The following is a 22,896-nucleotide window of genomic DNA, read 5'->3' as shown; positions in this document are numbered from 1 at the left end:
ATGTATCAGTCGCTTGTTCGCCGTGGCGCCATTGCCGTGCTGTGTCTCCTCGCCGCCGGTACCGCTCTCGCCGATGCGAAGGACGATGCCGTGAAGGCGAAATGCCCGGCCGTGGAGGCATGGACCGAGAAGATGGCCAAGGCGCAACCCGCACTTTCGTCGGCGGGTATCGAGCGTGACAACAACGCTGGCGGCTTCTCCGACCCTGATTTGCGCGATGAACTGCTCAAGCGCGCTGCGGCGGATCAGAGCGCACGCAACGCGTGGATCGCATCACCCCAGGACAAGGCCCGCTTCGACGCCATGGATAAGGTCGACAAGGACAACCTGGCCTGGATGAAGGCGCGATTCAGCAAGGATGGCTTCCCGCATGCCAACGCGGTTGGCCTTGCGGGAGTCAACGCCGCATTCATTCTCGTGCAGCACGCCGTGGCCGATGTGCCCTTCATGCAATCGATGCTGCCGCAGGTCACCGCCCGGGGCGAGGCGGGCGAGCTGAAAAAGAGCGACGTCGCGATGCTGGTAGATCGCGTGCTCCGCCACGAGGGCAAGCCGCAGCGTTATGGCACGCAGTACGCCGGAACGAACATGAAGGATCTTTCCGACATGAAAATGGACCCGGTGGAAGATCCCGCGCACCTCGATGAGCGTCGCGCCTCGATGGACCTCATGCCGCACGCTGACTACGAGTGCGCCCTGCGCATTTTCTACGCGCCGGACCCCAGCCCGGCACCGGCATCAAGCACGGCCCGCTAGCGCCACATCACGCAGGCGCGTACTACGCCTGCGTGATCGTCTCCCACGCGAGCCCGAAGCGCGTAAGGTACTTCCGTAGCCGGTCGGCATCGTTCGTGCTGGCGCGCTTTGCCCGCGACGCAGCGAAAAGCTGCCGTCCCGCCTCCGATACGGTGCGGCAGCGGCGGCATACCTTCACCACCTCGGCCAGCTGCACGCGATCAAACAGGTCGATCTCATCGACCGCGTCACCGAGCAGTTCACGCAACACGTCTCCGCCGCCTTCCTGGCGCCACAGGCGTCGCAGACGCGCCAGTTCCTCCTCCACGCACGCCTCGTTGATGCGGCCGGCCGGTGCCAGCGTGGCCATGCGCACGACGGAGGCGCCGAGATCACGGAAGTTGCCTGACCACGGTGCCTCGCCCGAGGTCGCGAACGCGAGGTAGCGCGCCCGCGCTTCCTTATTGAACGTGACCCGGCGATTCTCATCACGGGCGAAGCGGTCGAGTTCGTAATCAAGGTTCGGCTCAATGTCTTCCATGCGCTCGGCGAGGCCCGGCAGATGGAACGACCAGATGTTCAGGCGGGCATAGAGATCGTCGCGAAACCGGCCCTCGGCCACCCGCTTACCAAGATCCCGGTTGGTGCCGGCGATTAACTGGAAATCGCTTGCCACTTCCCGATCGCCGCCGACGGGGAGGAAGCGTTTGTCTTCCAGGGCGCGCAGCAGCATGGCTTGCTCATCGGCACCCAGCTCACCAATTTCGTCGAGAAACAAGAGCCCCTTGTCGGCGCTGCGCAGCAAGCCAGCGCGTTCGCCTGCGGCACCCGTATAAGCGCCTTTGACGTGGCCGAACAGCGCGCTCATTGCGCCATCGCCACGCAGCGTGGCGCAGTTCACTTCAACAAAGCGACCTGTGACTTCCCTGCGCCCCTGTTTTAGCTCGAACAGCCGGCGCGCGAGCTGGCTCTTGCCCGCACCGGTCGGGCCCATCAGCAGGATGGGTGCGGAGGAGCGGCTGCCTACCGTTTCTATCTGATCGATCATCCGGTTGAACGCAGCGTTGCGCGTGGCAATGCCGCTCTTCAGGTGCGTGCGATCTTCCTGCTTCTCGCCCTGGAATCGCTGTGCCAGGCGGTCGTAGCGCGAAAGATCCAGATCGATAACGCTCAGTTCGCCCACGCTCGCGGTGACGCCTGCGTGGCGTGGCGGCGATGCCTGCAACAGCCGCCCAGGCAGGTGCCGGCTCTCGGTCAGGAGAAAGAGGCAGATCTGCGCGACGTGGGTGCCGGTGGTGATGTGGAAATAGTAATCCTCGTTCTCCAGATCGAACGGGTAGGCGCGGGCAAACGCGTACAGCGTCTCGTAGACGGATTCGAAATCCCATGGGTTCTCGATGTAGGTGTCGTGGACCTTCACCGTCGTCTCGGGCGACACCTGCCCAAGGTCCTCCACCACGCGCTTCAGCGTGCGCGATGCACGGCGCTCGTCGGCGAGCAGTTCGATGCGGCTCACGAGGAAGTCCTCGTGCATGCCCAGCGACACCGTCGGCCGCCACCGCTCCCAACGATCCGGCTTTTCGCCCGCATCGAGCTGGGTGCCCAGGAACCCCATCACGACCTTGGTCTTCACTGATCTATCCATATAACTAACGATACAAGAATATCGGAACCATGGAGTCTGGCGAGCGCTCGTCGGTGCGAAACATTCTTATGTTTCCATAATAATCAGATATTTATAAAGATCATACTGGGGTTGGCACGGCTCCTGCTCTATCTGGTCAGCACCCAGAGGAGCCGTCACGATGGCCAACAGCAACCTATTCAAGAGCGCACGCACGACCGCCGGCCCGCAGACCAACACGGTCAACGAGGCAGGCGGCACCGCCTACCTTCGCGACCCCCGTGCGGCCCTCGCGCAGTACGCGGTGACCGGTTGCCTCAACGGTACTTACTACGCCAGCGAGCACGCACAACTGGCGAAGGCGCTCGCGCTGTGCGCGGCGGTGCCGGCCGAATTCGTGGCCAAGGTCGCCATTCATGCTCGTCAGCATGCCCACATGAAGGACATGCCCGCGCTGTTGCTCGCCCACCTCGCCAGCCGCGATGGCGGTGCGCTGGAGAAAGCATTCAACCGGGTGATCGACAACGGCCGTATGTTGCGCAACTTCGTGCAGATCATGCGCAGCGGTGTGACGGGGCGTCGTTCGCTGGGAACGCGGCCTAAGCGCCTCGTGCAGCAATGGCTGGAGCAGGCGTCGACCATGTCGATTCTTGCGGCCTCCGTGGGCACGGAGCCATCCTTGTCGGACGTGATTCGCATGGTGCACCCGCGCCCTGCCGATGCCGGCCGCGAGGCGCTCTATGCCTGGCTGCTCGACCGCCCGCACGTACCGCTGGTGCTGCCAGCCGAGGTGCAAGCGTACGAATGCTTCAAGGCCGATCCCACCGGCACGCCGCCCGACCTGCCGCGCGAATTCCTTGCTTCGTTGCCGCTTAGTGCCAAGCAACGCAAGGTGATTGCGCTGCGAGGCTCCTGGCAGGCCACCCGCATGAACCTCAACACGTTCGCACGGCATGACCTGTTCAAGGACAAGGCGTTCACGCAAGCCATCGCCTGGCGCCTGCGGAGCCCGCAGGCGATCCGCGAGGCGCGCGTACTCCCCTATCAATTGATGGTGGCGTACCGCGCAGCGGAAGGGTCCATGCCGCGGGTGATCGCCGATGCATTGCACGATGCGCTGGAAACCGCGACATCCACGGTTCCTGTGCTCTCGGGCAGGGTCGTAGTGGCCATCGACGTCTCCGGCTCCATGGCGTCGCCGGTGACCGGCTACCGCAAGGGCGCGACATCGGTGGCGACGTGCGTTGAAGTGGCAGCCTTGATCGCTGCTGCCCTCAAGCGGGCGAACCGCGGCGTGCGGATCATCCCGTTCAACCACGCGGTGGTGCCTTACCGGGCTCGATCCACGGTGGGCGTCATGGAACAGGCGCGGGAACTGGCCAAGCTGGTCACCGGCGGCACTGCGGTGAGCGCACCGATCACGCAGTTGGTGGCGGAGAAGGCGAAGGTCGATCTGCTGGTGATCGTTTCAGATAACCAGAGCTGGTTTGACGTACGCAACATGCAGGATGGCACGGCAGCGATGCAGGCATGGATCGCGTTGAAGGCATTGAATCCGCAGGCACGACTGGCATGCATCGACCTGCAGCCATATGCCACCAGCCAGTTCGACGGTCACGACAGCGACATCCTGCACATCGCGGGCTTTAGTGATGCTGTGTTCGGCCTGCTGGCCAACGCGGCCGATACCGAAGGCGCGATGCGCTGGGTGGAGCAGATCGAGGCGACGCCCCTGTAAGACGTTTTTACTCCCGGTGGGAATGGGCCCACCGGGAGGGCCGGCGGGAAGCGAATGCGGCCTGGTACTACACCTGTCACGTGTGGCGTCCCCTCGCGGCCGTCATGTGCCGGGCCATGGTTGTCGTTTCCCGGGGCCAGCAACCCCGTTTCACTTCGCGGCGAATGCTCGTGGAGCTACTTGGAAAAGGCCCGCAAGGGCCGATGGGGTTCGAATCCCCCGCGGCTTCGGCCGTGTTCTCCACGCCTCCTTGTCGCCGCACCTATTTATCTGTGTTATCAGGACGAACACCATGAGTACCACTGCATACGAAGTCATCAACGAGCCAGGCGCCGTGCCGATCAAGAGCTGGACCCGCGGCGTGCCGCTGGAGGTCGAAGCACGGCAGCAGCTGATCAACATCGCGAAGCTTCCCTTCGTCCACGGCTGGCTGGCGGTCATGCCCGACGTGCACTTGGGCAAGGGCGCGACGGTGGGCTCGGTCGTTCCGACGATCGGCGCCATCGTGCCGGCGGCGGTCGGCGTGGATATTGGCTGCGGCATGATCGCCACGCGTACCACGCTAATGGCCTCCGACCTGCCTGATGACCTGCGTGGCCTGCGCCATGCGATCGAGGCGGCCGTGCCGCACGGTCGCACGCTGGGCCGCCGCGACAAGGGCGCGTGGGAAACGCCGCCGGAGGCCACGGTCTCGGGATGGCATGAACTGGTGACCGATTTCCGCCTCATCACCGACAAGTACCCGAAGCTGGCGCGCACGAACAACCTGCACCACCTCGGTACGCTGGGCACGGGCAACCACTTTGTGGAGGTATGCCTGGATGAAGAGGATCGCGTGTGGTTCATGTTGCACTCGGGCTCGCGTGGCGTGGGAAACGCAATCGGCACGCACTTCATCGAACTGGCGAAGGAAGATATGCGCCGCTGGATGATCAACCTGCCGGATCAGGACCTCGCGTACCTGCCCGAGGGGAGCGAGCACTTCGGTGATTACGTGTTCGCCGTGGATTGGGCGCAGCGCTATGCACGCACCAACCGCGCGATCATGATGCAGCACGTCGTGGATGCGGCACGCAGGGTGATCACGAAGCCGTTCGAGGCATGGGCCGAGGCGGTGAACTGCCACCATAACTACGTGAGCCGTGAGCGCCACCTTGGCAAGGATGTGTTCGTGACCCGCAAGGGCGCCGTGAGCGCGCGAAAAGGTGAGCTCGGCATCATCCCGGGTAGCATGGGAACCCGTAGCTTCATCGTTCGTGGCCTCGGTAACGAGGAAAGCTTTAACAGTTGCAGCCACGGTGCCGGCCGCGTGATGAGTCGTACCCAGGCGAAGAAGCAGATCTCGCTCGAGGAACACCGCAAGGCAACGGCGCACGTGGAATGCCGCAGGGACGCGGATGTCATCGACGAATCGCCGGCCGCGTACAAGCCGATCGACGCGGTAATGAAGGCGCAGGAAGACCTGGTCGAAATCGTCCACACGTTGCGCCAGGTGGTGTGCGTGAAAGGCTAAGGAAACAAGGAAAAAGGACATGATCGAGATCAATGGACAGGCCGGCGGCGGTCAGCTGTTGCGTACCGCACTGGCACTCAGCCTGTGCACCGGCGAGCCCTTCGCCATGGATGGCATACGGGGAAAGCGTGAGCGGCCAGGCTTGCTGCGCCAACATCTGACGGCGGTCGAAGCCGCGCGGGATGTGGGCGATGCCATCGTGGAAGGCGCGCAACCGGGTTCCATGGCGTTGCGCTTTAGCCCGCGCGGCGTGCGCGGTGGCCAGCATCGCTGGACGATTGGTACGGCGGGCTCGACCACCCTCGTGCTGCAGACGGTGCTGCCCGCGCTGTGGATGCATGGTGTGACGGCCGGGCTGGCGATCGAGGGTGGTACGCACAATCCCCAGGCCCCCTCGGCGAACTTCATCGCCGAGGCGTTCCTGCCCGTGTTGGCGAGGATGGGCCTCGAGGCAACGTTTAACCTGGAAAGCCACGGCTTCTATCCGGCGGGCGGCGGAAGCATTCGCATGGACCTGCGCGAGAGCGGCCGCCCGGCCGAGGTACATCTGCTTGAGCGCGGCAATATGATCGAGCGCCATGCGCTGGCCCTCGTATCCGCGATTCCCGCCAGGATCGCGGAGCGCGAGCTGGCCGTTGCCAGGGCACGGCTTGGCCTGGCGGGTGACGAGTGGTCGGTTCACGAGGTGCGCCAGGCGTCAGGGCCGGGCAACGCGCTATCCATACGGTTCGGGACGGAACACGGCGCCGCGGTGTTTACCGGCTTCGGCCAGAAGCGTGTCACGGCCGAAGCCGTGGCCGAGCGGGTATGCGCCGAAGCGAAGGCGTGGGTCGAAGCCGGGGTGTTCGCCGATACCTATCTGGCCGACCAGCTATTACTGCCCATGGCGCTTGCCGGCCGCGGAAGCTTCAGCACCCTCGAACCGTCCGACCACACGCGCAGTAACGCGGCCCTGATCGAGAAGTTCCTCCCGGTCGAGTTCACCTTCCGCGACGAAGGCCGCGGCCGCTGGAACGTCGCCGTCGACCGTTAAGCCGGCATCTCCAGCCGCATGTTCGCCGGGCTGAGCAATTCGCCCGTCGTACGGTCGATCACGACCGCTTCCACCGGTGCGCCTGTCGCCGGGTTCACCAACTGGCTCAGCTCGCCGGCGCCGTTGTGGCGCCGGCCCCATTCGCCCATGGCGGCGAGGATCGGCAAGAAGTCGATGCCGGCCGGGGTCAGGATGTACTCATCCCTCGGTGGCCGCTCACTGTAGCGGCGCTTCTCCAGCACCCCCGCCTCCGTCAACGCCTTGAGCCGCCGCGAAAGAATATTCGGGGCGATGCCCAGGCTTGTCCGGAATTGGTCGAACTGGGTCATGCCGCGGCTGGCATCGCGAAGGATCAGCGCGCTCCACGCATCCCCGACCAGGGCCAGGGCACGGGAGATGGGGCAGGTACCCGAAGAAAGTTTTTCGATGTCCATTGCAAAATGATAGTCGAGTCACTATCGTATGGCAACCTAGTTACTTTCACTATGCAATCAACCCTATCGGGAGACACGCTATGAGCACTGAATCCAAAGGCACGGCCATCGTTACGGGCGCTTCGTCGGGTATCGGCGAGGTCTATGCACAGCGCCTGGCCGATCGCGGCTACGACCTGATCCTGGTCGCCCGTCGCCTCGACCGCCTGGAAGCACTGGGCCGGAAGATCACCGAACGCACCGGCCGCAAGGTCCAGGCGCTGCAGGCCGACCTCACCTCCCGCGCCGACCTGGCCAAGGTCGAGGCATTGCTGGCCAACGACAGCTCGATCACCCTGCTGGTGAATAACGCCGGTATCTCGCTTGAGGGCAGCGTCCTCGAGAACGATGCCGCCAATATCGAAAAGATCCTGGCGATCAACACCGTCGCGCCGACCGTACTGACGGCCGAAGCTGCCCAGCAGTTCGTCAAGCGCAACAAGGGCGCCATCATCAATATCGCTTCCGTGCTGGCCTTCGCGCCGGAAATGATGGACGGCATCTACAGCGGTACGAAGTCACATCTGCTCAACGTGACCCTCGGCCTTGCGTCGCGCCTGCAGGGGACCAACGTGCACGTGCAGGCCGTGCTGCCGGGCGCGACCAAGTCGGAAATCTGGGAGAACTCGGGCAAGGATCCGGAAGCCCTGCTTCCCGGCATGGTCATGGAAACCGCCGACCTCGTGGACGCCGCCCTCCTCGGCTTCGACCGTGGCGAAGTGGTCACCATCCCGCCGCTGCACGACGAGGGCCAGTACAAGGCCTATAACGACGCTCGTGTCGCCATGGGTCCGAACCTGTCGCGCAAGGAAGTGGCCCCGCGCTACCGCGCGTAAAGTGGCCGGGAGGTAACCACGACAGTGGCTTAGCCGACCTTTCACCCACGGAACGTACGAATGCACGCTAAACTGTGGCATTCGCTACGTTCTTTGCGGTAAGGCATGCTCTCGTTCGTGTTCGGCGCCTTCGGGCTCTCCACTCTCTGGCTGCTTCCCCTGCTCTGGCGTGTCGCCGCTGCCCTCGTCCGGCGGCGGCGTCCGCCGACGGTTGGTCCTGGCGCCATTCGATTCTGGTCGGGCTTCCTGCTGGTGCTCCTCGCGAGCAGCACGCTGGAAGGGCTCGTCATTGCGCACTACACGGATGATCCCGCCGTGGGTGGTGCGGTGTGCCGCTGGCTTGGTGGGCTGGCTGGGCCGGCGGGCCCCATCGTCGCGCTGATCAGCGTTGCGGCGATCGTTATCGCTCTCCCCTGGTACGCCGGCGTTCCCTGGTCACAAGCGATCGTTCGCCTCAACGGTATCCTTGAGCCGATGGGTGCCTTGGCGATCGAGGGTGCAGGCCGGTTGCTCCGGCGTAGCGCCTCGCGCGCCACCGGGCGTAAGCCATCCGCCGCCGTTCGCCGTGCCGATCGCGTTCCCGCCCGGCGCCGCAGTGCCACGCCTCAGGTCAAGACAGCGAAGCCTTTGCCGCGTGCAAGCACGGCCACGGCGACCCTCTCACGCCCCGAACCGGTACGGCCCGATACGGTTCGTCCGTCGGTCACCACGCCGGTACCGCCGCGGCACCGCACGAAGCCGGATACGGTGATCAGTGAGCCGTGGCTGGCGCCGAAGGCGTTGCAGGCGCAGGTAGAGAATGAGGTGCGTGCGGAGGTCGAGACCGAAGTACCCGGGGTTATCAAGAGCATGCCGGTGATGGCGGCCGGCGCGTCGGCGGGCGACGGGGTGTGGCCTTCGGTCGATGCGCCTGATCGCGCGCAAGCGCGCTCCTACAGTGGGTCGGTTGCGTCTCGTGAGCCGGTGGTCTCTGCTGAGCCAGTGGCGCCGCGGGGCGAAGCGATGGTCGTGCCGGTCGTGCCCGAGCCGGTGTTGCCGGTGGAGCCGCCGCCGCCGGTGAAGCCGGTGTCGCGGTTTGCGATCGCGGCGAACGATGCGTCGCCGACTGAGCAGGCCACCATCACGACGATCACCGCGCCGCGTCCATTGCGCACGGTCAATCATGGTTCGATCAGCCTGCCTCCGCTCACCTTGCTCGCCGCGGCGACGCAGAGCGAACTGGCCGTGAGCGAGCAGGAACTGGGTGACACCGGTGAGCTGATCGAACAGCGCCTCGCGGAGTTCAAGGTGCCGGTGCAGGTGGTCGGCGCTTCCGCCGGCCCGGTCATCACGCGCTATGAAATCGAGCCTGCGACCGGCGTGCGTGGCAACCAGATCGTCGCCCTGATGAAGGATCTGGCGCGTGGCCTTGGCCGCACATCGATTCGTGTCGTCGAAACCATCCCCGGCAAGATGTGCATGGGCCTGGAGCTGCCGAACGAGCAGCGCCAGATGATCGCCCTGTCCGAGATCCTGGATTCATCGGAGTATCGCGAAAGCGATTCGCTGCTCACGCTGGCCATGGGCAAGGGCATCACGGGCGAGCCTGTCGTTGCCGACCTGGCGAAGGCGCCGCACATGCTTGTCGCCGGTACCACCGGCTCGGGCAAATCCGTGGCGGTGAACGCCATGATCCTGTCCATGCTCTACAAAGCCACGCCCGAAGACGTGCGCATGATCATGATCGACCCGAAGATGCTGGAGCTTTCAGTCTACGAAGGCATCCCGCACCTGCTGGCGCCCGTGGTCACCGACATGAAGCTCGCTGCGAACGCGCTGAACTGGTGCGTGGCGGAAATGGAAAACCGCTACAAGGTCATGTCCGACCTGCGCGTACGTAACCTCGCCGGCTACAACCAGAAGGTCCGTGAAGCACGCGCTGCCGGCAAGCCGTTGTTCAATCCGTTCCCGAAGCATCCGGAGGTGCCGGAACATCTCGACACGATGCCGATGATCGTGGTCGTGATCGATGAGCTGGCCGACCTGATGATGGTCGCGGGCAAGAAGATCGAAGAGCTGATCGCACGTCTCGCACAGAAGGCGCGCGCCGCAGGCATTCATCTGATTCTTGCGACGCAACGACCCTCGGTCGATGTCATCACCGGCCTGATCAAGGCGAACATCCCCACACGCGTGGCGTTCCAGGTGTCGTCGAAGATCGACTCGCGAACCATCCTCGACCAGATGGGCGCGGAGAGCCTGCTTGGCCAGGGCGATATGCTGTTCCTGCCGCCGGGCACGGGTTATCCACAGCGTATCCACGGCGCGTTCGTCGGCGATGAGGAGGTGCACCGCATCGTTGCGTGGCTGAAGCAGTTTGGCGAGCCAGACTACAAGGAAGAAATCCTGCAAGGTCCGCCGAGCGAAGCCGGCGACGGCGACGGTGGCGAAGACGGCGTCGATGCCGAGCTGGATCCGCTCTATGACGAAGCCGCAGCGTTTGTTTTACGTACTCGGCGTGCGTCGATCTCGTTCGTGCAGCGGCAGTTCCGGATCGGCTACAACCGCGCCGCGCGTCTGGTTGAGGCGATGGAAAGCGCGGGCCTCGTCTCGCCCATGGGAATCAACGGGCAACGCGATGTAATAGCGCCTGCGTCCGCGGACTGATCCCTTGAATTCGTAAGAACTTGACGGCGGCAGGCGGCCGGTATCGGGCGGGGCGGCGAGTGGGCCGGGGTTTGCCGGGCACACGGCTGATCCTGAAACGGGTCTGCTCTACATGCAGGCTCGGTACTACGACCCCGAAGTCGGCCGGTTCCTCAGCGTTGACGTATACAAGGCGAAAGCGGGCGATGTCTTTTCAAGCAACCTTTACGTCTACGCCCATGGCGCTCCGTCAGTGCTGGTCGATCCAGACGGACGCCAGGCGAAGGGGGGAAGAGATCTGGATATCTGCAACGGGCCAGTTCCCTGCGGGAGCGTCACTTATGGCCGTAACGGCAACATCAGCGGCCCATATGAAAAAATCGTCGACCGTGTTTTTACAAACTACCACGTATCGAGTGACGGCAAGAGCGCGAGCCTCGCGCCTTTCCCGGCTGAAGTCCGCACGGCATTGATTTACATTATCGCGTCGCCATTAGGCAGAGCCGTGGTGAAAGCATCGCTCGAGCATAACGAATCCATCACCCTAATGGATATGACCGCGACGAGAATGGCTCCTAACTTTTACTACGCGGCCGGGCAGGATGCGATTCCTTACACAAGGAAAGTCGAAAACCCATACAGGGGCTATTACGGCATCCCGGCACGAACGACATACAGTGGCATGTCGATATCGGAGTGAGAAAGCATGAAGCGAGACCTCAAGGTTGGCGCCCTACTCATCGTTCCGATGCTGGCTTCCGTTGCGAGCGCGACGGATTGTGGTGCCAGTAAGTACAGCGAAGTCATAAACGAAACCCGCTCCCTGATCGCCAGCTCAAGAGCTGTACCGATGGTACGTGGCGAAATATCGACTCCAGCGGGAACACGTGAATGCGTCCGCGTTAGCTTCAAAGTCGGGATCTCCGGACGCCCTTACGATATAGACGTCGCAGAGTCGAGCGGGCACATTGTCTACAACCGGGAGGTTGTTTCGACACTTGAGCGCTACACCTTCAAGGCTTCCCTATGGTCGATCTTCTCGGCCCGGATGCTGGTATTCGACAACGTCGTAGACCAATTTCCTGTTCCGGAACCCTCGGTGCCGGCTCACCCATAAAAATAAAGCCGGGCTCGCCACTGGCGAGCCCGGCCTTGTGCAACGCGACGTTACTCCTTCGTCAGGAGCTTAAGCGGCACGGCGATGGACTTGTCCACCGTCTGCTTATCCACAAGCTTCTTCGCCGTCTCGACGCCGAGGCGGCCGATTTCTTCCGGCTGCTGGGCGACAGTCGCGGCCATCTGGCCATCCTGCACGGCCTTCTTGCCATCCGGCGTGCCATCGAAGCCGACGACCAGCACCTTCTTGTTCTTGCCTGCCAGGGCCTGCACGGCGCCAAGGGCCATTTCATCGTTCTGCGCGAAGATGGCCTGGACGTCGCTGTTACCCTGGAGCAGGTTCTCGGTGACCGAGAGGCCCTGGGCGCGATCGAAGTTGGCCGGCTGCTGCGCGACGACCTTCATGCCGGTGGTGGCCAGTTCATCGTCGAAACCCTTGCCGCGCTCGCGCGCCGCTGAGGTGCCGGCCACGCCCTGCAGCTCGATGATGTTGCCCTTGCCGCCGAGCTGCTTGGCGAGGAAATCCGCCGCCATCTTGCCACCGGCGATGTTGTCCGAAGCGATGTGCGAGGCCACATCGGCGCCATCGACGCCGCGATCGAGCGTGATCACCGGAATGTTGGCGCGCTGTGCGGACTGCACGGCGCCGGCGAGCGCCGACGAATCGGTCGGGTTGAGCAGGATCACCGAAACGCGCTTCTGGATAAGGTCTTCGACCGAGGAGATCTGGCGGGCCGGATCGTCCTGCGCATCGACGACAACCAGCTGCACGCCGGCCGAATCAGCGGCCTTCTGCGCGCCATCCTTCAGTTCCACGAAGAACGGGTTGTTCTGCGTCGACAGGGCCAGGCCGATCACCGGCTTCCCGCCAGCCGCACCGGCGGTCGAGCCCGCGGCAGGCGCGGAATCGGTGGGACCCTGCTGCGAGCACGCGGCGAGCAGCGTGGCAGCTGCCGCGGCGATGAAAGTCAGTTTACGCATGGTGTGTTCCTCGTTGTTATTACTGCCGCCTGTCGAGCAGGACGGCGATCAGGATAACGATGCCCTTCACCACCTGCTGGTAGAAAGAGCTTACGCCCAGCAGGTTGAGGCCGTTGTTCAGGAAACCGATGAGCAGCGCGCCGACGAGCGTGCCGAACAGCCAGCCGCGGCCACCGGCCAGGCTGGTACCGCCGAGGACGACCGCGGCGATGGCATCCAGCTCGTAACCTTCGCCTGCGGTTGCCTGCGCGGAATACAACCGCGAGGTGAGCACCACGCCGGCGAAAGCGGAGAACAGGCCGGAAAGGCCGTAGATGCCCAGCTTCATCGGCGAAATGCGCACACCGGAAAGGCGGGCGGCTTCTTCGTTGCCGCCGATAGCGACGACGTGGCGGCCGAACACCGTACCGCGCAGCAGGAAGCCGCAGAGGGCGAAGGCGACGAACATCCAGATGACCGGCAAGGGGACGAGGTTGGCAACGTAGCCGCCACCAAGCAACGCAAAGCCGGGGTTGGAGACGGGGATCGGGCTGCCGCCGGTAAACGCCAGGGTAAGCCCGCGAAGCGTCGTCATGGTGCCGAGCGTGGCGATGAACGGGGCCACCTTGCCCCAGGACACCAGCGCGCCGTTGACCATGCCCAACAGCAGGCCCAGCACCAGGGCAGCACCGACAGAGAGGAACAATCCGTAACCAGCGGCCATCATCGCCGCGCTGATGGCGCCGGTGAGCGCGAGGATGGCGCCCACGGACAGGTCGATGCCGCCAGCGAGGATCACGAAGGTCATGCCGAAGGCGATCAGCGCGTTGACCGATACCTGGCGCAGGACGGTGAGCAGGTTATCCGTCGACAGGAAGTGCGGGCTCATGATCGACAATGCGATGAAGAGCACGAGGAGCCCGATGACCGAGCCGAGGCGCTGGAGCAGCGTGGTTGCCCGGCTCCAGTTGAGTTGAAGCGTCATATCACTTGCCTCCGGTCGCGGCGGTCATAACGGCTTCCTGGGTGGCGCCGTGTGCATCGAGCAAAGCGGTCGCATGACCTTCGTGCATGACGAGGATGCGATCGCTCATGGCGAGCACCTCCGGCAATTCCGATGAGATCATGAGGATGGCTACGCCCTGCTCCGCGAGTTGATTGATGATGTGGTAGATCTCGGCCTTGCCGCCGACATCGACACCGCGCGTGGGCTCATCGAGGATAAGCACACGCGGTTTCAATGCGAGCCACTTGGCCAGCACAACCTTCTGCTGGTTACCACCCGAAAGCGCACGGACATCGAGTTCCATGTCGCGGGTGCGGATCTTCAGCGCGTCGATAAGGCCGCGGGTCTGTTTCTTCTCCGCCGGGCGATCGACCAGGCCGGCATGCGCGGGAACGCGCGGCAGGCTGACGTTCTCACGAAGGCTGAGGTCGAGCACCAGGCCCTGGGCCTTGCGGTCTTCGGTGACGAAACCGAAACCGGCGCGAATCGCCTCGGTCGGTGTCTTCGGGGTGACGGGCACGCCGTCGAGCGTCACCTTGCCCGATTCGGACTTATCCAGGCCGAACAACAGGCGAGCCAGTTCGGTGCGGCCGGCGCCAAGCAGGCCGGCAACCCCCAGCACTTCGCCCGAGTGCAGATCGAAGCTCACGTCCTTCACCATGCCACCGGTGATGTGATCGACTTTCAGGCGTACATCGCCAATCGATACCGTGCGCGAAGGGAAGCGCGCATCGAGCGTGCGGCCCACCATCATCTTCACGACTTCATCGAAGGCGAGGCCGGGTACGTCGCGCGTGCCGACGAACTTGCCATCGCGCAGGATCGAGATGCGATCGCACAGGGCGAAGATCTCTTCCATGCGGTGCGATACGTAGACGATGCCCGTGCCCTGCTCGCGTAACTCGCGGATCAGCTTGAACAGCACGTTGGTCTCGTGCTCGGTCAGGGCGGCGGTGGGCTCGTCCATGATCAGCACGCGTGCGTTCTGGCCGAGTGCGCGGGCGATCTCGACCATCTGTTGCTGCCCGACCGAAAGCCGCTCGATAAGCGTATCGGGATCCAGCTTGGTCATGCCGACGCGCGCGAGCCATTCCTTCGCCGTCGCCGCCATGGCTTTACGATTGAGCAAGCCAAAGCGTTGCAGCTCGCGACCAAGGAACAGGTTATCCGCGATGCTCAGCGCCGGGATGAGGTTCAGTTCCTGATGGATGATGGCAATGCCGAACTTTTCGGCATCGGCAGGCGAGTTGATCGTCACCGGCTTGCCATCGACCTCGATCGTGCCCGCGTCGGGCGCATAGATCCCGGTAAGGATCTTCATCAGCGTCGATTTGCCGGCCCCGTTCTCACCCATCAACGCATGCACTTCGCCGGCGAGCAATTCGAAGTCCACGCCTTCGAGCACCTTCACCGGGCCGAAGGCCTTGTGGATGTCATGCATCCTGACGATCGGCGTGGCCATCAGAAGGTCACGCCGGCATGCAGGATGATGTTGGCGTAAGGCGAGGTTTCGCCCGTGCGGATGACGGCGACCGCGCGGCGCGTGGCCGCCTTGAAATCCTCGTGGTACAGCTCATCCACCGGCACGCCGCTATCTTCCAGGCGTTTTTTCAGCGCAACCATCGCCGGGTTATGGGCATGGATCTCGCTGGCGATCGTCGCATGCTCCACGGCCAGTTCAGCGAACACGGCATCGAACACCGTGGCGAACGCCGGGGTGCCGGGTAGCACGGCAAGGTCGATGCACGGCACGCCGTGCGGCACGGGCAGGCCCACGTCGCCAATCACCAGGGTATCGGTGTGGCCCATGGCGGCGATGATGCGGTTGAGTTCGGCGTGCAGCAGGCCGCTACGTCTCATGGATGGCTCTCCAGGAATGCCGCCACTTCCTCAGCGCGCGGCATGCCGCCCTGTGCACCCAACCGGGAAACGGCGATGGCGGCGGTGGCGCAGGCCTTCCGCACGGCCACGTCGAGGCCTTCGGCCAGGTACACCGCGAGGGCGGCGTTGAACGTATCACCGGCGCCGGTGCTATCCACCGCGTCGACCTTGAAACCGGCCTGGTGGCGCGGCTCGTCGTCCTTGTCACGGAACCACGCACCATCCTCGCCACGGGTCAGTACGACCGGGCAAGGGGCCTGACGCATCAGTTCACGGAAATCGGTATCTGCTGGCGCGCCAAGCACCATCGCCAGTTCGTGCTGGTTCGGCGTGATGAAGCGCACCTGCTTCAGCCACTCAAGCGGGAGCTTCTGCGCGGGAGCGGGGTTCAGGATGACGGGCACGCCTTCGTCGTGCGCGATGCGCAGCGTGGCTTCCACGGCATCCAGGGGAATTTCGAGCTGGACCAGCACGGCGTCCGCGCCACGGATCACATCGCGTGCGGCGTCGACCTGGGCCGGCGTAACGCGGCCGTTGGCGGCGGGCACGACCACGATCTGGTTCTCACCGCCGGCGACGGTGATCGACGCGGTGCCGCTGCCGATGCCTTCGATGTGGGTGACGTGGCTGACATCGATGCCTTCGGCTTTCAGGCCGTCGTACAGCGACTGGCCGAAGGCGTCATCGCCGATGTTGCCGACCATGGCCACCTGCGCACCCAGGCGTGCCGCGGCGACGGCCTGGTTGGCGCCCTTGCCGCCGGGAATGGTCAGAAAGCGATCACCGGTTATGGTCTCGCCCGGGCCGACGAAGCGTGGGGCCAGGGTGACCAGATCCATGTTGATGCTGCCGACGACAACAATTCGCGTCATGCCACGAGGCTCCGTTGGGGGGACCGGAATGGGGATGGCGCGCAAATATACGCCCTGGCCGCGCACGATGCTTTCATGCGCATGCTTTCATCAGCGGGAAAGGCCCTTCGCTTCGAGCTCGGCGAGGTAGGCGGGCCATGACGTGTCGTAGGCGCGGCCGAGGTCGTGCAGCGTGTCCCATCCGAAGATGCCACTGGCGTGGCCATCGTCGAAGCGGATGAGGATGCCGTAATGGCCGGTGGGCTCGATGGCGGTAATGCCGACATCCTTCTTGCCCGCCACCAGCACTTTCTGCCCCTTGCCGTGGCCCTGTACCTCGGCGCTGGGTGAGTTCACCCGCAGGTATTCGTAGGGCAGCCGGAAGTGCTCGCCGTTATCGAAACTGACCTCGAGAACACGCGAGGCCTGGTGCAGGGTGATATCGAGGGGGCGCGGGCGGTTCATTGGAGCCTTGAACACGTGGTGTAGGAGCGCGCAAGCGCGCTCCTACATAATTATTTCAAACGCGTAGGTTAGTTCAGGGAGCGTGGCCGAAGCCGCCGCCCGTGCCCTGTTCAAGCGGCGGCGGGTTACCCGCCACGGCCAGGAGCGAGGTGGCGTAGGCGTCTTCCATGCTCACCGTGGAGACTTCATCCCACGAGAAGAACGACGGCTCGCGCAGCCATTCCGCATCGGGGGTGATCTCCTGCATGTTGAAGCCATCATCCTCCACGCTGACCAGGCGGCCGATGTAGCAGACCTCCGCCTCGTCCTCGCTATCCACGTGTACGCCGATGACCGGCGCATGCGCAGCGGCCGCTTTCACCACCTGCGTAATGTCATCCAGGGGGAAATCGGCCGGCGGCGTGGGGGTGATGCCTTTGAGTGCCAACGCCTTCTCGAGGAAGCCGGCGTGCTTGTCCGGCGCCTCGAATTCGGAGATGTCGCGGTGCCGCATGATGTACATGCCGTCGTAGCTGACACCGTCGCCGATGACCCACAAAAGGAAGTACTCGCGGCCGACCCCGCCCACGTAGCCACAGAAGCTGCCGTGTTCGAGTTCGCCGCGCCAGATACGAACAAGCTGGCCGCTGTCCTGCGCTTCACGCAGGGAGGCACGCTGGCCGTTCGTTTTGAGTTGGATAACCTTGCCCATAGTGGTCAATATGTTACCGGAAGGGCCGGCCTTCAATGTTCAGAGGACGTAAGTTCACAGGATGTAACGGCTGAGATCCTCGTCCTTCACGAGCGATGCCAGGTTTTTATCGACATATTCGGCGTCAATTACATACTTTTCGCCGGATTTGTCGGCAGCCTCGAAGGAGATTCGCTCCAGCAGGCGCTCCATGACCGTGTGAAGGCGCCGGGCGCCGATGTTCTCGGTGCGCTCGTTCACCTGGAAGGCCACGTCGGCCAGGCGGTCCACGCCGGTGTCGGTGAAGTCCAGGGTCACGCCCTCGGTATGCAGCAGCGCAACATATTGCTTGGTCAGGGCGTTGTTCGGCTCGCGCAGGATCCGCTTGAAGTCATCCACGGAAAGGGCGTTCAGCTCCACCCGAATGGGCAGGCGGCCCTGCAGTTCCGGGATCAGGTCCGACGGCTTGGCCAGCGAGAACGCGCCGGAGGCGATGAACAGGATGTGGTCCGTCTTGATCGAGCCGTACTTGGTCGAAACCGTGGAGCCTTCCACCAGCGGCAGCAGGTCGCGCTGCACGCCTTCGCGGCTTACGCCGGCACCGCCCCACTCGGAGCGCTGGGCCACCTTGTCGATCTCGTCGATGAACACGATGCCGTTCTGCTCGGCGCTATCCACGGCGCGGGCACGCAGCTCGTCGTCGTTGATCAGCTTGCCGGCCTCTTCCTCGATCAGCAGGGGGCGGGCCTGGCGGATGGTCATCTTCCGCTTCTGGGATTTCTGGCCGCCCAGGTTCTGGAACATCTTGCCCAGCTGCTGGCTCATTTCCTCCATGCCCGGCGGGGTCATGATCTCCACGCCTACGTTCATGGCGAAATCCAGTTCGATCTCGCGGTCATCCAGTGCACCTTCGCGCAGCTGCTTGCGCAGCTTCTGGCGGGTGTCGTTCTCGATCGCGGGGGCGGGGGCGCCCGCGTCATCCCAGCCCGAGGGCTGGCGCCGCGGCAACAGCGCATCGAGCAGGCGGTCCTCGGCGGCATCTTCGGCCTGGCTGGCCACGCGGCCCTTGGCCTGGTCACGCACCAGCTTGTACGAGACATCGGCCAGGTCGCGGATGATCGATTCCACATCCTTGCCCACGTAGCCCACCTCGGTGAACTTGGTGGCTTCGACCTTCACGAAGGGCGCATTGGCCAGCGTGGCCAGGCGGCGGGCGATCTCGGTCTTGCCGACGCCCGTGGGACCGATCATGAGGATGTTCTTGGGAGTGACCTCATCGCGCATGCCCGGGTCGAGCTGCATGCGTCGCCACCGGTTGCGCAGGGCGATGGCCACGGCGCGCTTCGCGTCCTGTTGGCCGACGATGAACCGGTCGAGTTCGTTGACGATTTCGCGGGGAGTCAGTTCAGACATCAGCTCAGAGCTCTTCGATCGAAACGTTGTGGTTGGTGTAGATGCAGATATCGCCAGCGATCTTGAGCGCTTTTTCGGCGATCGTGCGTGCATCCATATCGGTGTTTTCCAACAGGGCCAGCGCGGCGGACTGCGCGTAGGGGCCGCCGGAACCGATGGCGATGAGGCCGTGCTCAGGCTCGAGCACGTCGCCGTTGCCGGAGAGGATGAGCGAGGCTTCCTTGTCCGCTACGGCCAGCATGGCCTCCAGCCGGCCCAGGCGGCGGTCGGTGCGCCATTCCTTGGCCATCTCCACCGCGGCGCGGGTGAGGTTGTAGCCGTGCTTGACCAGCTTCTCTTCGAACAGCTCGAACAGGGTGAAGGCATCAGCCGTGGCGCCGGCGAACCCGGCCAGCACATCGCCCTTGCCCAGGCGGCGCACCTTGCGCGCGTTGGACTTCATGACGGTGTTGCCAAGGGTGACCTGGCCGTCGCTGCCGATGACGACCTGATCGCCGCGGCGGACGCAGACGATGGTCGTTGCGTGCATCGATTCCATGGGGGATTCCTTGTGGGAGACGGCAGAAATGGGGCCGCCGCGCCCGCCAACCAAGCCCGGCGGTTTGCCTCAGGGCTTGGCCGCCTTCCGCTTCGCGCGCGGGTGGGCGGCGTCGTACACCTTGGCCAGGTGCTGGAAATCCAGGTGGGTGTAGATCTGGGTGGTGGCGATATCGGCGTGGCCGAGCAGCTCCTGTACGGATCGCAGGTCGCCTGAGGATTCCAGCATGTGGCTCGCGAAGGTGTGACGAAGCATGTGCGGATGGACCCGCTTCGCGTGGCCGCTGGAAAGCTTGGCCAGGCGGGCCTGCACCGTGCGCGGACTGATCGGCCCGCCTTCGCGGCCCTTGAACACGGCCTGCTCCGGCGTCGCGCCGCCGAGGGCGGCCAGGCCGCGCAGGGCCGCGATGGCGAACCGGCCCACCGGCAGGATGCGGGTCTTGTTGCCCTTGCCGAGTACGCGGACCAGCCCCTCCTCCAGATCCAGATCCCCCCAGCGCAGGCCGCACAGTTCGGCCAGGCGCAGGCCGCTGGAATAGAACAGCTCCATCATGGCGCTGTCGCGCGGGGCCAGGGTGCCGCCCAGGTTGGTTTCCACCAGCTCCTTGGCCTCATCGGCGTCCAGCACCACGGGCAGCTTGCGCCGCACCTTGGGTCCGCGGACGCTGGCCGCCGGGTCGTGGGCCAGTTGGCCCTCGCGGGTGAGGTAGCGGAACAGCGTGCGGCAGGCCGAAAGCAGCCGCTGGATGCTGTTGGGCTGCAGGCCGCCACGGTGCTCGCGGGCGATCATGCCGCGCAGCCGGTCGGGCGTCAGGGCATCGAAGGAACCGAGGCCGTCGGCCTCCATGAACCGCAACAGCTTGTCCAGGTCACGCCGGTAGGCGGCCAGCGTGTGTGCCGATGGCGCACGCTCGGCCGCGAAGTGGCGCAGGAAAGCCTCGACGGCCTCGCGCGGGTTCACGCCGCCTTCCGGGCCCGTTCGATCGCCGAGCCGACCGTGGTGGAGATCATGTCCAGGAACAGCGTGCCCATGCCCGGGTGGAAGCGGTCGGCATCGGCGCTGCCGATGGCCAGCAGCGCATCGGTACCCACGCGCATCAGCGCGGCCGAGCGCACATCGGGCGCGGCATCGCCGAACAGGCGGTGCAGCTTGTCGGGTGCGAGGCGCCCCGCGACGGGATCGTTGTGTTGCAGGAACGAAGCGAACTCAGGCAGGCCCGCACTGCCCCGCGGCTCGCGCAGCAACCAGGGTTCATCCGGCAGGCCGGCCAGGTCGCCAAAGAACACCAGGCGCACGCGCTCTGACTTGAAGTCGTCGGTGAGGCGGTGGACGACGTTGCGCACCGTCTCTTCGATATCCGCAGCGCCAAGCAAGGCCAGCATCAGCCCGTGCACGCGGCGCATCAGCGCCTCGTTCTCACCGGCGATGGTGGACAGTTCGCGCAGGCGCGTTTCCAGCTCGGCGTTCTTGTCGCGGAGTACCCGCAGCTGGTGCACGGAGAGCGAGGCAGCCGGGCCGTTCGCGCTGGGCAGCGTGAGTTCGCTGGCCAGGTCGGGGTAATCCGTGAGGAACCCGGGGTGCCGCCGCAGGTACGACGCCACGGTGGCTGGCTTGATATCGCCGTCGATCGCGGTGTCGGTCATGGCGTGGAGTTCCTTAGGTGATGCTCTGGCGCCCAGTGTGCCGCGTCCGGGGTGCCCGCGTCACACTTCGCCTTCAAAAACGAACGCGGCCGGGCCGGTCATCCACAGGGTATGCCCCGGGCCGTGCCACTCAATGGAAAGTACGCCCCCGGGCAGTTCCACGGCGACGACCGGTGCCGCGAGGCCCAGGGCCTGGGATACGGCAGCGGCGGCGCACGCACCCGTGCCGCAGGCCTGGGTCCAGCCGCTGCCGCGTTCATGCACGCGCAGCTTCAGGCGATCGGCGGCGGCGCGCTGGACGAAGCCGATGTTGGCGCCCTGCGGGAAGATCGGATGGTGGGTCAGCAGCGGCCCCAGCCGGTCGACACGCGGATCCGCCAGGTCATCGACAAACACGACACCGTGCGGGTTGCCCATGGAGACCGCGCCAAAGCTCACTTCGTCGCCATCGACATGCAATGTGTAGGTGGCATGCGCTGCATGGTCGAGCGGGATGTGCGCCGGGTCGAAGTCGGGTTCGCCCATGTCCACGGTGACGGTGCTTTCATCGAGCACCCGCACCACGACCGGGCCCGAGGGGCTCTCGAGCCGCACCGGCACGTCGCGTTCGATAACGCCATCGCGGTAAAGCCAGGCGGCGACACAACGCACGCCATTGCCGCACTGCCCCGAGGGCGAGCCGTCCGCGTTCCAGATCCCGTAGTAGAACTCGCAGGACGGGTCCCGGGCCGGCTCGATGCTGATCAGCTGGTCGAAGCCGATACCGGTGTGCCGATCGGCCAGGGACTTGATGCGGGCGGCGTTGGGCACGCGCCCGGCGTCGTCGCGCCAATCCACGATGACGAAGTCGTTGCCGATCCCATGCATCTTGGTGAAGCGCGAGGGCATGGCGGCGTTACTGGTGGATGATCGGATCGAACGGCGACAGCGATGTGCTGACCGGCGCGGGCGAATCCACCGTGGAGGCGCGGGCAGGCTGCACGTGGGGGCTGGTCGCCTCCTGCAGGGTCTGGCCGGGGTGGCCCTGTGGCGCGGCGGCGGCCGGCTTGGCCGTGGTGCCAGGCGCGGGCGGTGGCGGCATGAACAGGTCACCCTTCTGGCCGCAGCCTTCAAGGCTGGCCGTGGCGGCGCAAGCGAGGACAAGGGGCAGGATCAGTCGGCGCATGGGCGTCTTCCCGGAAACGGCGGCCAGTATAGCCCCGGGGGCCTTCAAAGCACCTTTTCCAGGCGCAGGGCATCCGCGCCATCGCCGTAGTACTTCGCGTACTCGCCAATGCGGCGGTAGCCCATGCGCTCGTAAAGGCGAATGGCCACCCCGTTATCCTTCCTCACTTCCAGGCGCAGCGAGCGGCAGCCGCGCGTGCGCGCTGCGTCCTCGGCGGCCTCGATAAGGGCCGAGCCCACGCCCTTGCCGCGTGCCTGCGGTTTGGTGGCAATGGAGTACAGGCGGGCGACCGTGGTGCCCTTGCGGTAGAACACGACAGCGGTGCCAAGGAAGCGGCGATGGTTCGCGCTGGCCACGAGCACCTGCGCGGTTTCGCTATCAAGATGCTTGCGGTACTGGGCGCGGCTCAGGCGGTCGGTGTCGAAGGTCGCCTCTTCGAGGGCGACCAGGTCGTCGAGATCGCTGACCTCGGCGCGACGGACGCGTACCGCGGCGGTTACCGGGGGTGGACGCATGCGCTTGGAGACTCCGGCGCGAAGGTTGGGGGGGCGGGGCAAGCGCGGCACTGTAGACCCGTGGGGGCGACGGATCAATGACTTTTTCCTAAATCC

23 protein-coding genes and 1 pseudogene are annotated in these 22,896 nt (G+C 64.8%); 8 read left to right on the top strand and 16 right to left on the bottom strand.

What is annotated here, in order from left to right:
- Positions 1 to 756 (top strand): DUF6624 domain-containing protein, encoded by a 756-nt coding sequence (locus ABIE56_RS14240; RefSeq protein WP_429244446.1) that lies wholly within the window; start codon positions 1 to 3, stop codon positions 754 to 756.
- A 22-nt stretch (positions 757 to 778) separates the two neighbouring features.
- Here ABIE56_RS14240 and rtcR read toward each other — a convergent pair whose 3' ends face one another.
- Positions 779 to 2,368, bottom strand: coding sequence for an RNA repair transcriptional activator RtcR (gene rtcR, locus ABIE56_RS14235; protein ID WP_429244445.1), 1,590 nt, complete (start codon positions 2,366 to 2,368; stop codon positions 779 to 781).
- 172 nt (positions 2,369 to 2,540) lie between these two features.
- On the opposite strand from rtcR, the gene ABIE56_RS14230 reads away from it, so the two are divergent.
- From ABIE56_RS14230 to rtcA, 3 genes are all read left to right on the top strand, one after another.
- Positions 2,541 to 4,097: a vWA domain-containing protein gene (locus ABIE56_RS14230; protein ID WP_429244444.1), complete on the top strand. Its 1,557-nt coding sequence runs from the start codon at positions 2,541 to 2,543 to the stop codon at positions 4,095 to 4,097.
- Positions 4,098 to 4,389: 292 nt separating this feature from the next.
- Positions 4,390 to 5,610 (top strand): RtcB family protein, encoded by a 1,221-nt coding sequence (locus ABIE56_RS14225; RefSeq protein ID WP_429244443.1) that lies wholly within the window; start codon positions 4,390 to 4,392, stop codon positions 5,608 to 5,610.
- A gap of 19 nt (positions 5,611 to 5,629) precedes the next feature.
- Positions 5,630 to 6,643, top strand: coding sequence for an RNA 3'-terminal phosphate cyclase (gene rtcA, locus ABIE56_RS14220; RefSeq protein WP_429244442.1), 1,014 nt, complete (start codon positions 5,630 to 5,632; stop codon positions 6,641 to 6,643).
- Here the strand turns inward: rtcA and ABIE56_RS14215 are convergent.
- A complete protein-coding gene (locus ABIE56_RS14215) occupies positions 6,640 to 7,077 on the bottom strand; it encodes a winged helix-turn-helix transcriptional regulator (RefSeq protein WP_429244441.1) in 438 nt (145 codons plus the stop codon). The two genes, rtcA and ABIE56_RS14215, sit on opposite strands and share 4 nt — an antisense overlap.
- 80 nt (positions 7,078 to 7,157) lie before the next feature.
- On the opposite strand from ABIE56_RS14215, the gene ABIE56_RS14210 reads away from it, so the two are divergent.
- The 4 genes and pseudogenes from ABIE56_RS14210 to ABIE56_RS14195 all read left to right on the top strand — a co-directional run bounded on the left by ABIE56_RS14210 (position 7,158) and on the right by ABIE56_RS14195 (position 11,694).
- Positions 7,158 to 7,952: an SDR family NAD(P)-dependent oxidoreductase gene (locus ABIE56_RS14210; protein ID WP_429244440.1), complete on the top strand. Its 795-nt coding sequence runs from the start codon at positions 7,158 to 7,160 to the stop codon at positions 7,950 to 7,952.
- A 105-nt stretch (positions 7,953 to 8,057) separates the two neighbouring features.
- On the top strand, positions 8,058 to 10,598 hold the full coding sequence (locus tag ABIE56_RS14205; protein ID WP_429244439.1) for a DNA translocase FtsK: 2,541 nt from the start codon (positions 8,058 to 8,060) through the stop codon (positions 10,596 to 10,598).
- A gap of 64 nt (positions 10,599 to 10,662) precedes the next feature.
- Positions 10,663 to 11,277, top strand: a pseudogene (locus ABIE56_RS14200) (RHS repeat-associated core domain-containing protein); the annotation flags it as partial.
- Between the two features lie 6 nt (positions 11,278 to 11,283).
- Positions 11,284 to 11,694 (top strand): energy transducer TonB, encoded by a 411-nt coding sequence (locus tag ABIE56_RS14195; protein ID WP_429244438.1) that lies wholly within the window; start codon positions 11,284 to 11,286, stop codon positions 11,692 to 11,694.
- Positions 11,695 to 11,744: 50 nt separating this feature from the next.
- Here ABIE56_RS14195 and rbsB read toward each other — a convergent pair whose 3' ends face one another.
- From rbsB to ABIE56_RS14125, 14 genes are all read right to left on the bottom strand, one after another.
- Positions 11,745 to 12,674 carry a ribose ABC transporter substrate-binding protein RbsB gene (gene rbsB, locus ABIE56_RS14190; protein ID WP_429244437.1) on the bottom strand — a complete coding sequence of 310 codons (930 nt, stop codon included), beginning with the start codon at positions 12,672 to 12,674 and terminating at the stop codon, positions 11,745 to 11,747.
- 19 nt (positions 12,675 to 12,693) lie between these two features.
- Entirely contained in the window at positions 12,694 to 13,638 is a 945-nt protein-coding gene (locus ABIE56_RS14185) for an ABC transporter permease (protein WP_429244436.1), read from the bottom strand.
- A gap of 1 nt (position 13,639) precedes the next feature.
- Positions 13,640 to 15,121, bottom strand: a complete 1,482-nt coding sequence (locus tag ABIE56_RS14180) for a sugar ABC transporter ATP-binding protein (protein ID WP_429244435.1) — start codon at positions 15,119 to 15,121, stop codon at positions 13,640 to 13,642.
- Positions 15,121 to 15,519, bottom strand: a complete 399-nt coding sequence (gene rbsD / locus ABIE56_RS14175; protein ID WP_429244434.1) for a D-ribose pyranase — start codon at positions 15,517 to 15,519, stop codon at positions 15,121 to 15,123. Before rbsD ends, ABIE56_RS14180 begins: the two co-directional genes overlap by 1 nt.
- The gene (gene rbsK / locus ABIE56_RS14170) at positions 15,516 to 16,412 is read right to left on the bottom strand and encodes a ribokinase (protein WP_429244433.1); all 897 of its coding nucleotides are present in this window, start codon (positions 16,410 to 16,412) and stop codon (positions 15,516 to 15,518) included. Before rbsK ends, rbsD begins: the two co-directional genes overlap by 4 nt.
- 90 nt (positions 16,413 to 16,502) lie before the next feature.
- Positions 16,503 to 16,856 carry a gamma-butyrobetaine hydroxylase-like domain-containing protein gene (locus tag ABIE56_RS14165; RefSeq protein ID WP_429244432.1) on the bottom strand — a complete coding sequence of 118 codons (354 nt, stop codon included), beginning with the start codon at positions 16,854 to 16,856 and terminating at the stop codon, positions 16,503 to 16,505.
- Positions 16,857 to 16,929: 73 nt separating this feature from the next.
- Positions 16,930 to 17,547, bottom strand: coding sequence for a hypothetical protein (locus ABIE56_RS14160; protein WP_429244431.1), 618 nt, complete (start codon positions 17,545 to 17,547; stop codon positions 16,930 to 16,932).
- 54 nt (positions 17,548 to 17,601) lie between these two features.
- Positions 17,602 to 18,939 carry an ATP-dependent protease ATPase subunit HslU gene (gene hslU / locus ABIE56_RS14155; protein WP_429244430.1) on the bottom strand — a complete coding sequence of 446 codons (1,338 nt, stop codon included), beginning with the start codon at positions 18,937 to 18,939 and terminating at the stop codon, positions 17,602 to 17,604.
- Between the two features lie 4 nt (positions 18,940 to 18,943).
- Entirely contained in the window at positions 18,944 to 19,477 is a 534-nt protein-coding gene (hslV, locus tag ABIE56_RS14150; RefSeq protein WP_429244429.1) for an ATP-dependent protease subunit HslV, read from the bottom strand.
- Between the two features lie 69 nt (positions 19,478 to 19,546).
- Positions 19,547 to 20,437, bottom strand: a complete 891-nt coding sequence (locus ABIE56_RS14145) for a tyrosine recombinase XerC (RefSeq protein WP_429244428.1) — start codon at positions 20,435 to 20,437, stop codon at positions 19,547 to 19,549.
- On the bottom strand, positions 20,434 to 21,120 hold the full coding sequence (locus ABIE56_RS14140; protein ID WP_429244427.1) for a DUF484 family protein: 687 nt from the start codon (positions 21,118 to 21,120) through the stop codon (positions 20,434 to 20,436). Before ABIE56_RS14140 ends, ABIE56_RS14145 begins: the two co-directional genes overlap by 4 nt.
- Positions 21,121 to 21,180: 60 nt before the next feature.
- Entirely contained in the window at positions 21,181 to 22,008 is an 828-nt protein-coding gene (dapF, locus tag ABIE56_RS14135) for a diaminopimelate epimerase (RefSeq protein ID WP_429244426.1), read from the bottom strand.
- A 7-nt stretch (positions 22,009 to 22,015) separates the two neighbouring features.
- The gene (gene lptM / locus ABIE56_RS14130) at positions 22,016 to 22,285 is read right to left on the bottom strand and encodes an LPS translocon maturation chaperone LptM (protein WP_429244425.1); all 270 of its coding nucleotides are present in this window, start codon (positions 22,283 to 22,285) and stop codon (positions 22,016 to 22,018) included.
- A 44-nt stretch (positions 22,286 to 22,329) separates the two neighbouring features.
- Positions 22,330 to 22,800: a GNAT family N-acetyltransferase gene (locus tag ABIE56_RS14125; RefSeq protein ID WP_429244424.1), complete on the bottom strand. Its 471-nt coding sequence runs from the start codon at positions 22,798 to 22,800 to the stop codon at positions 22,330 to 22,332.
- Between the last annotated feature and the right edge of the window lie 96 nt (positions 22,801 to 22,896).

The sequence above is a fragment of the Luteibacter sp. 621 genome (assembly GCF_050435445.1).
Classification (GTDB): Bacteria; Pseudomonadota; Gammaproteobacteria; order Xanthomonadales; family Rhodanobacteraceae; genus Luteibacter.
This window is presented reverse-complemented; position numbering and strand designations above follow the sequence as displayed.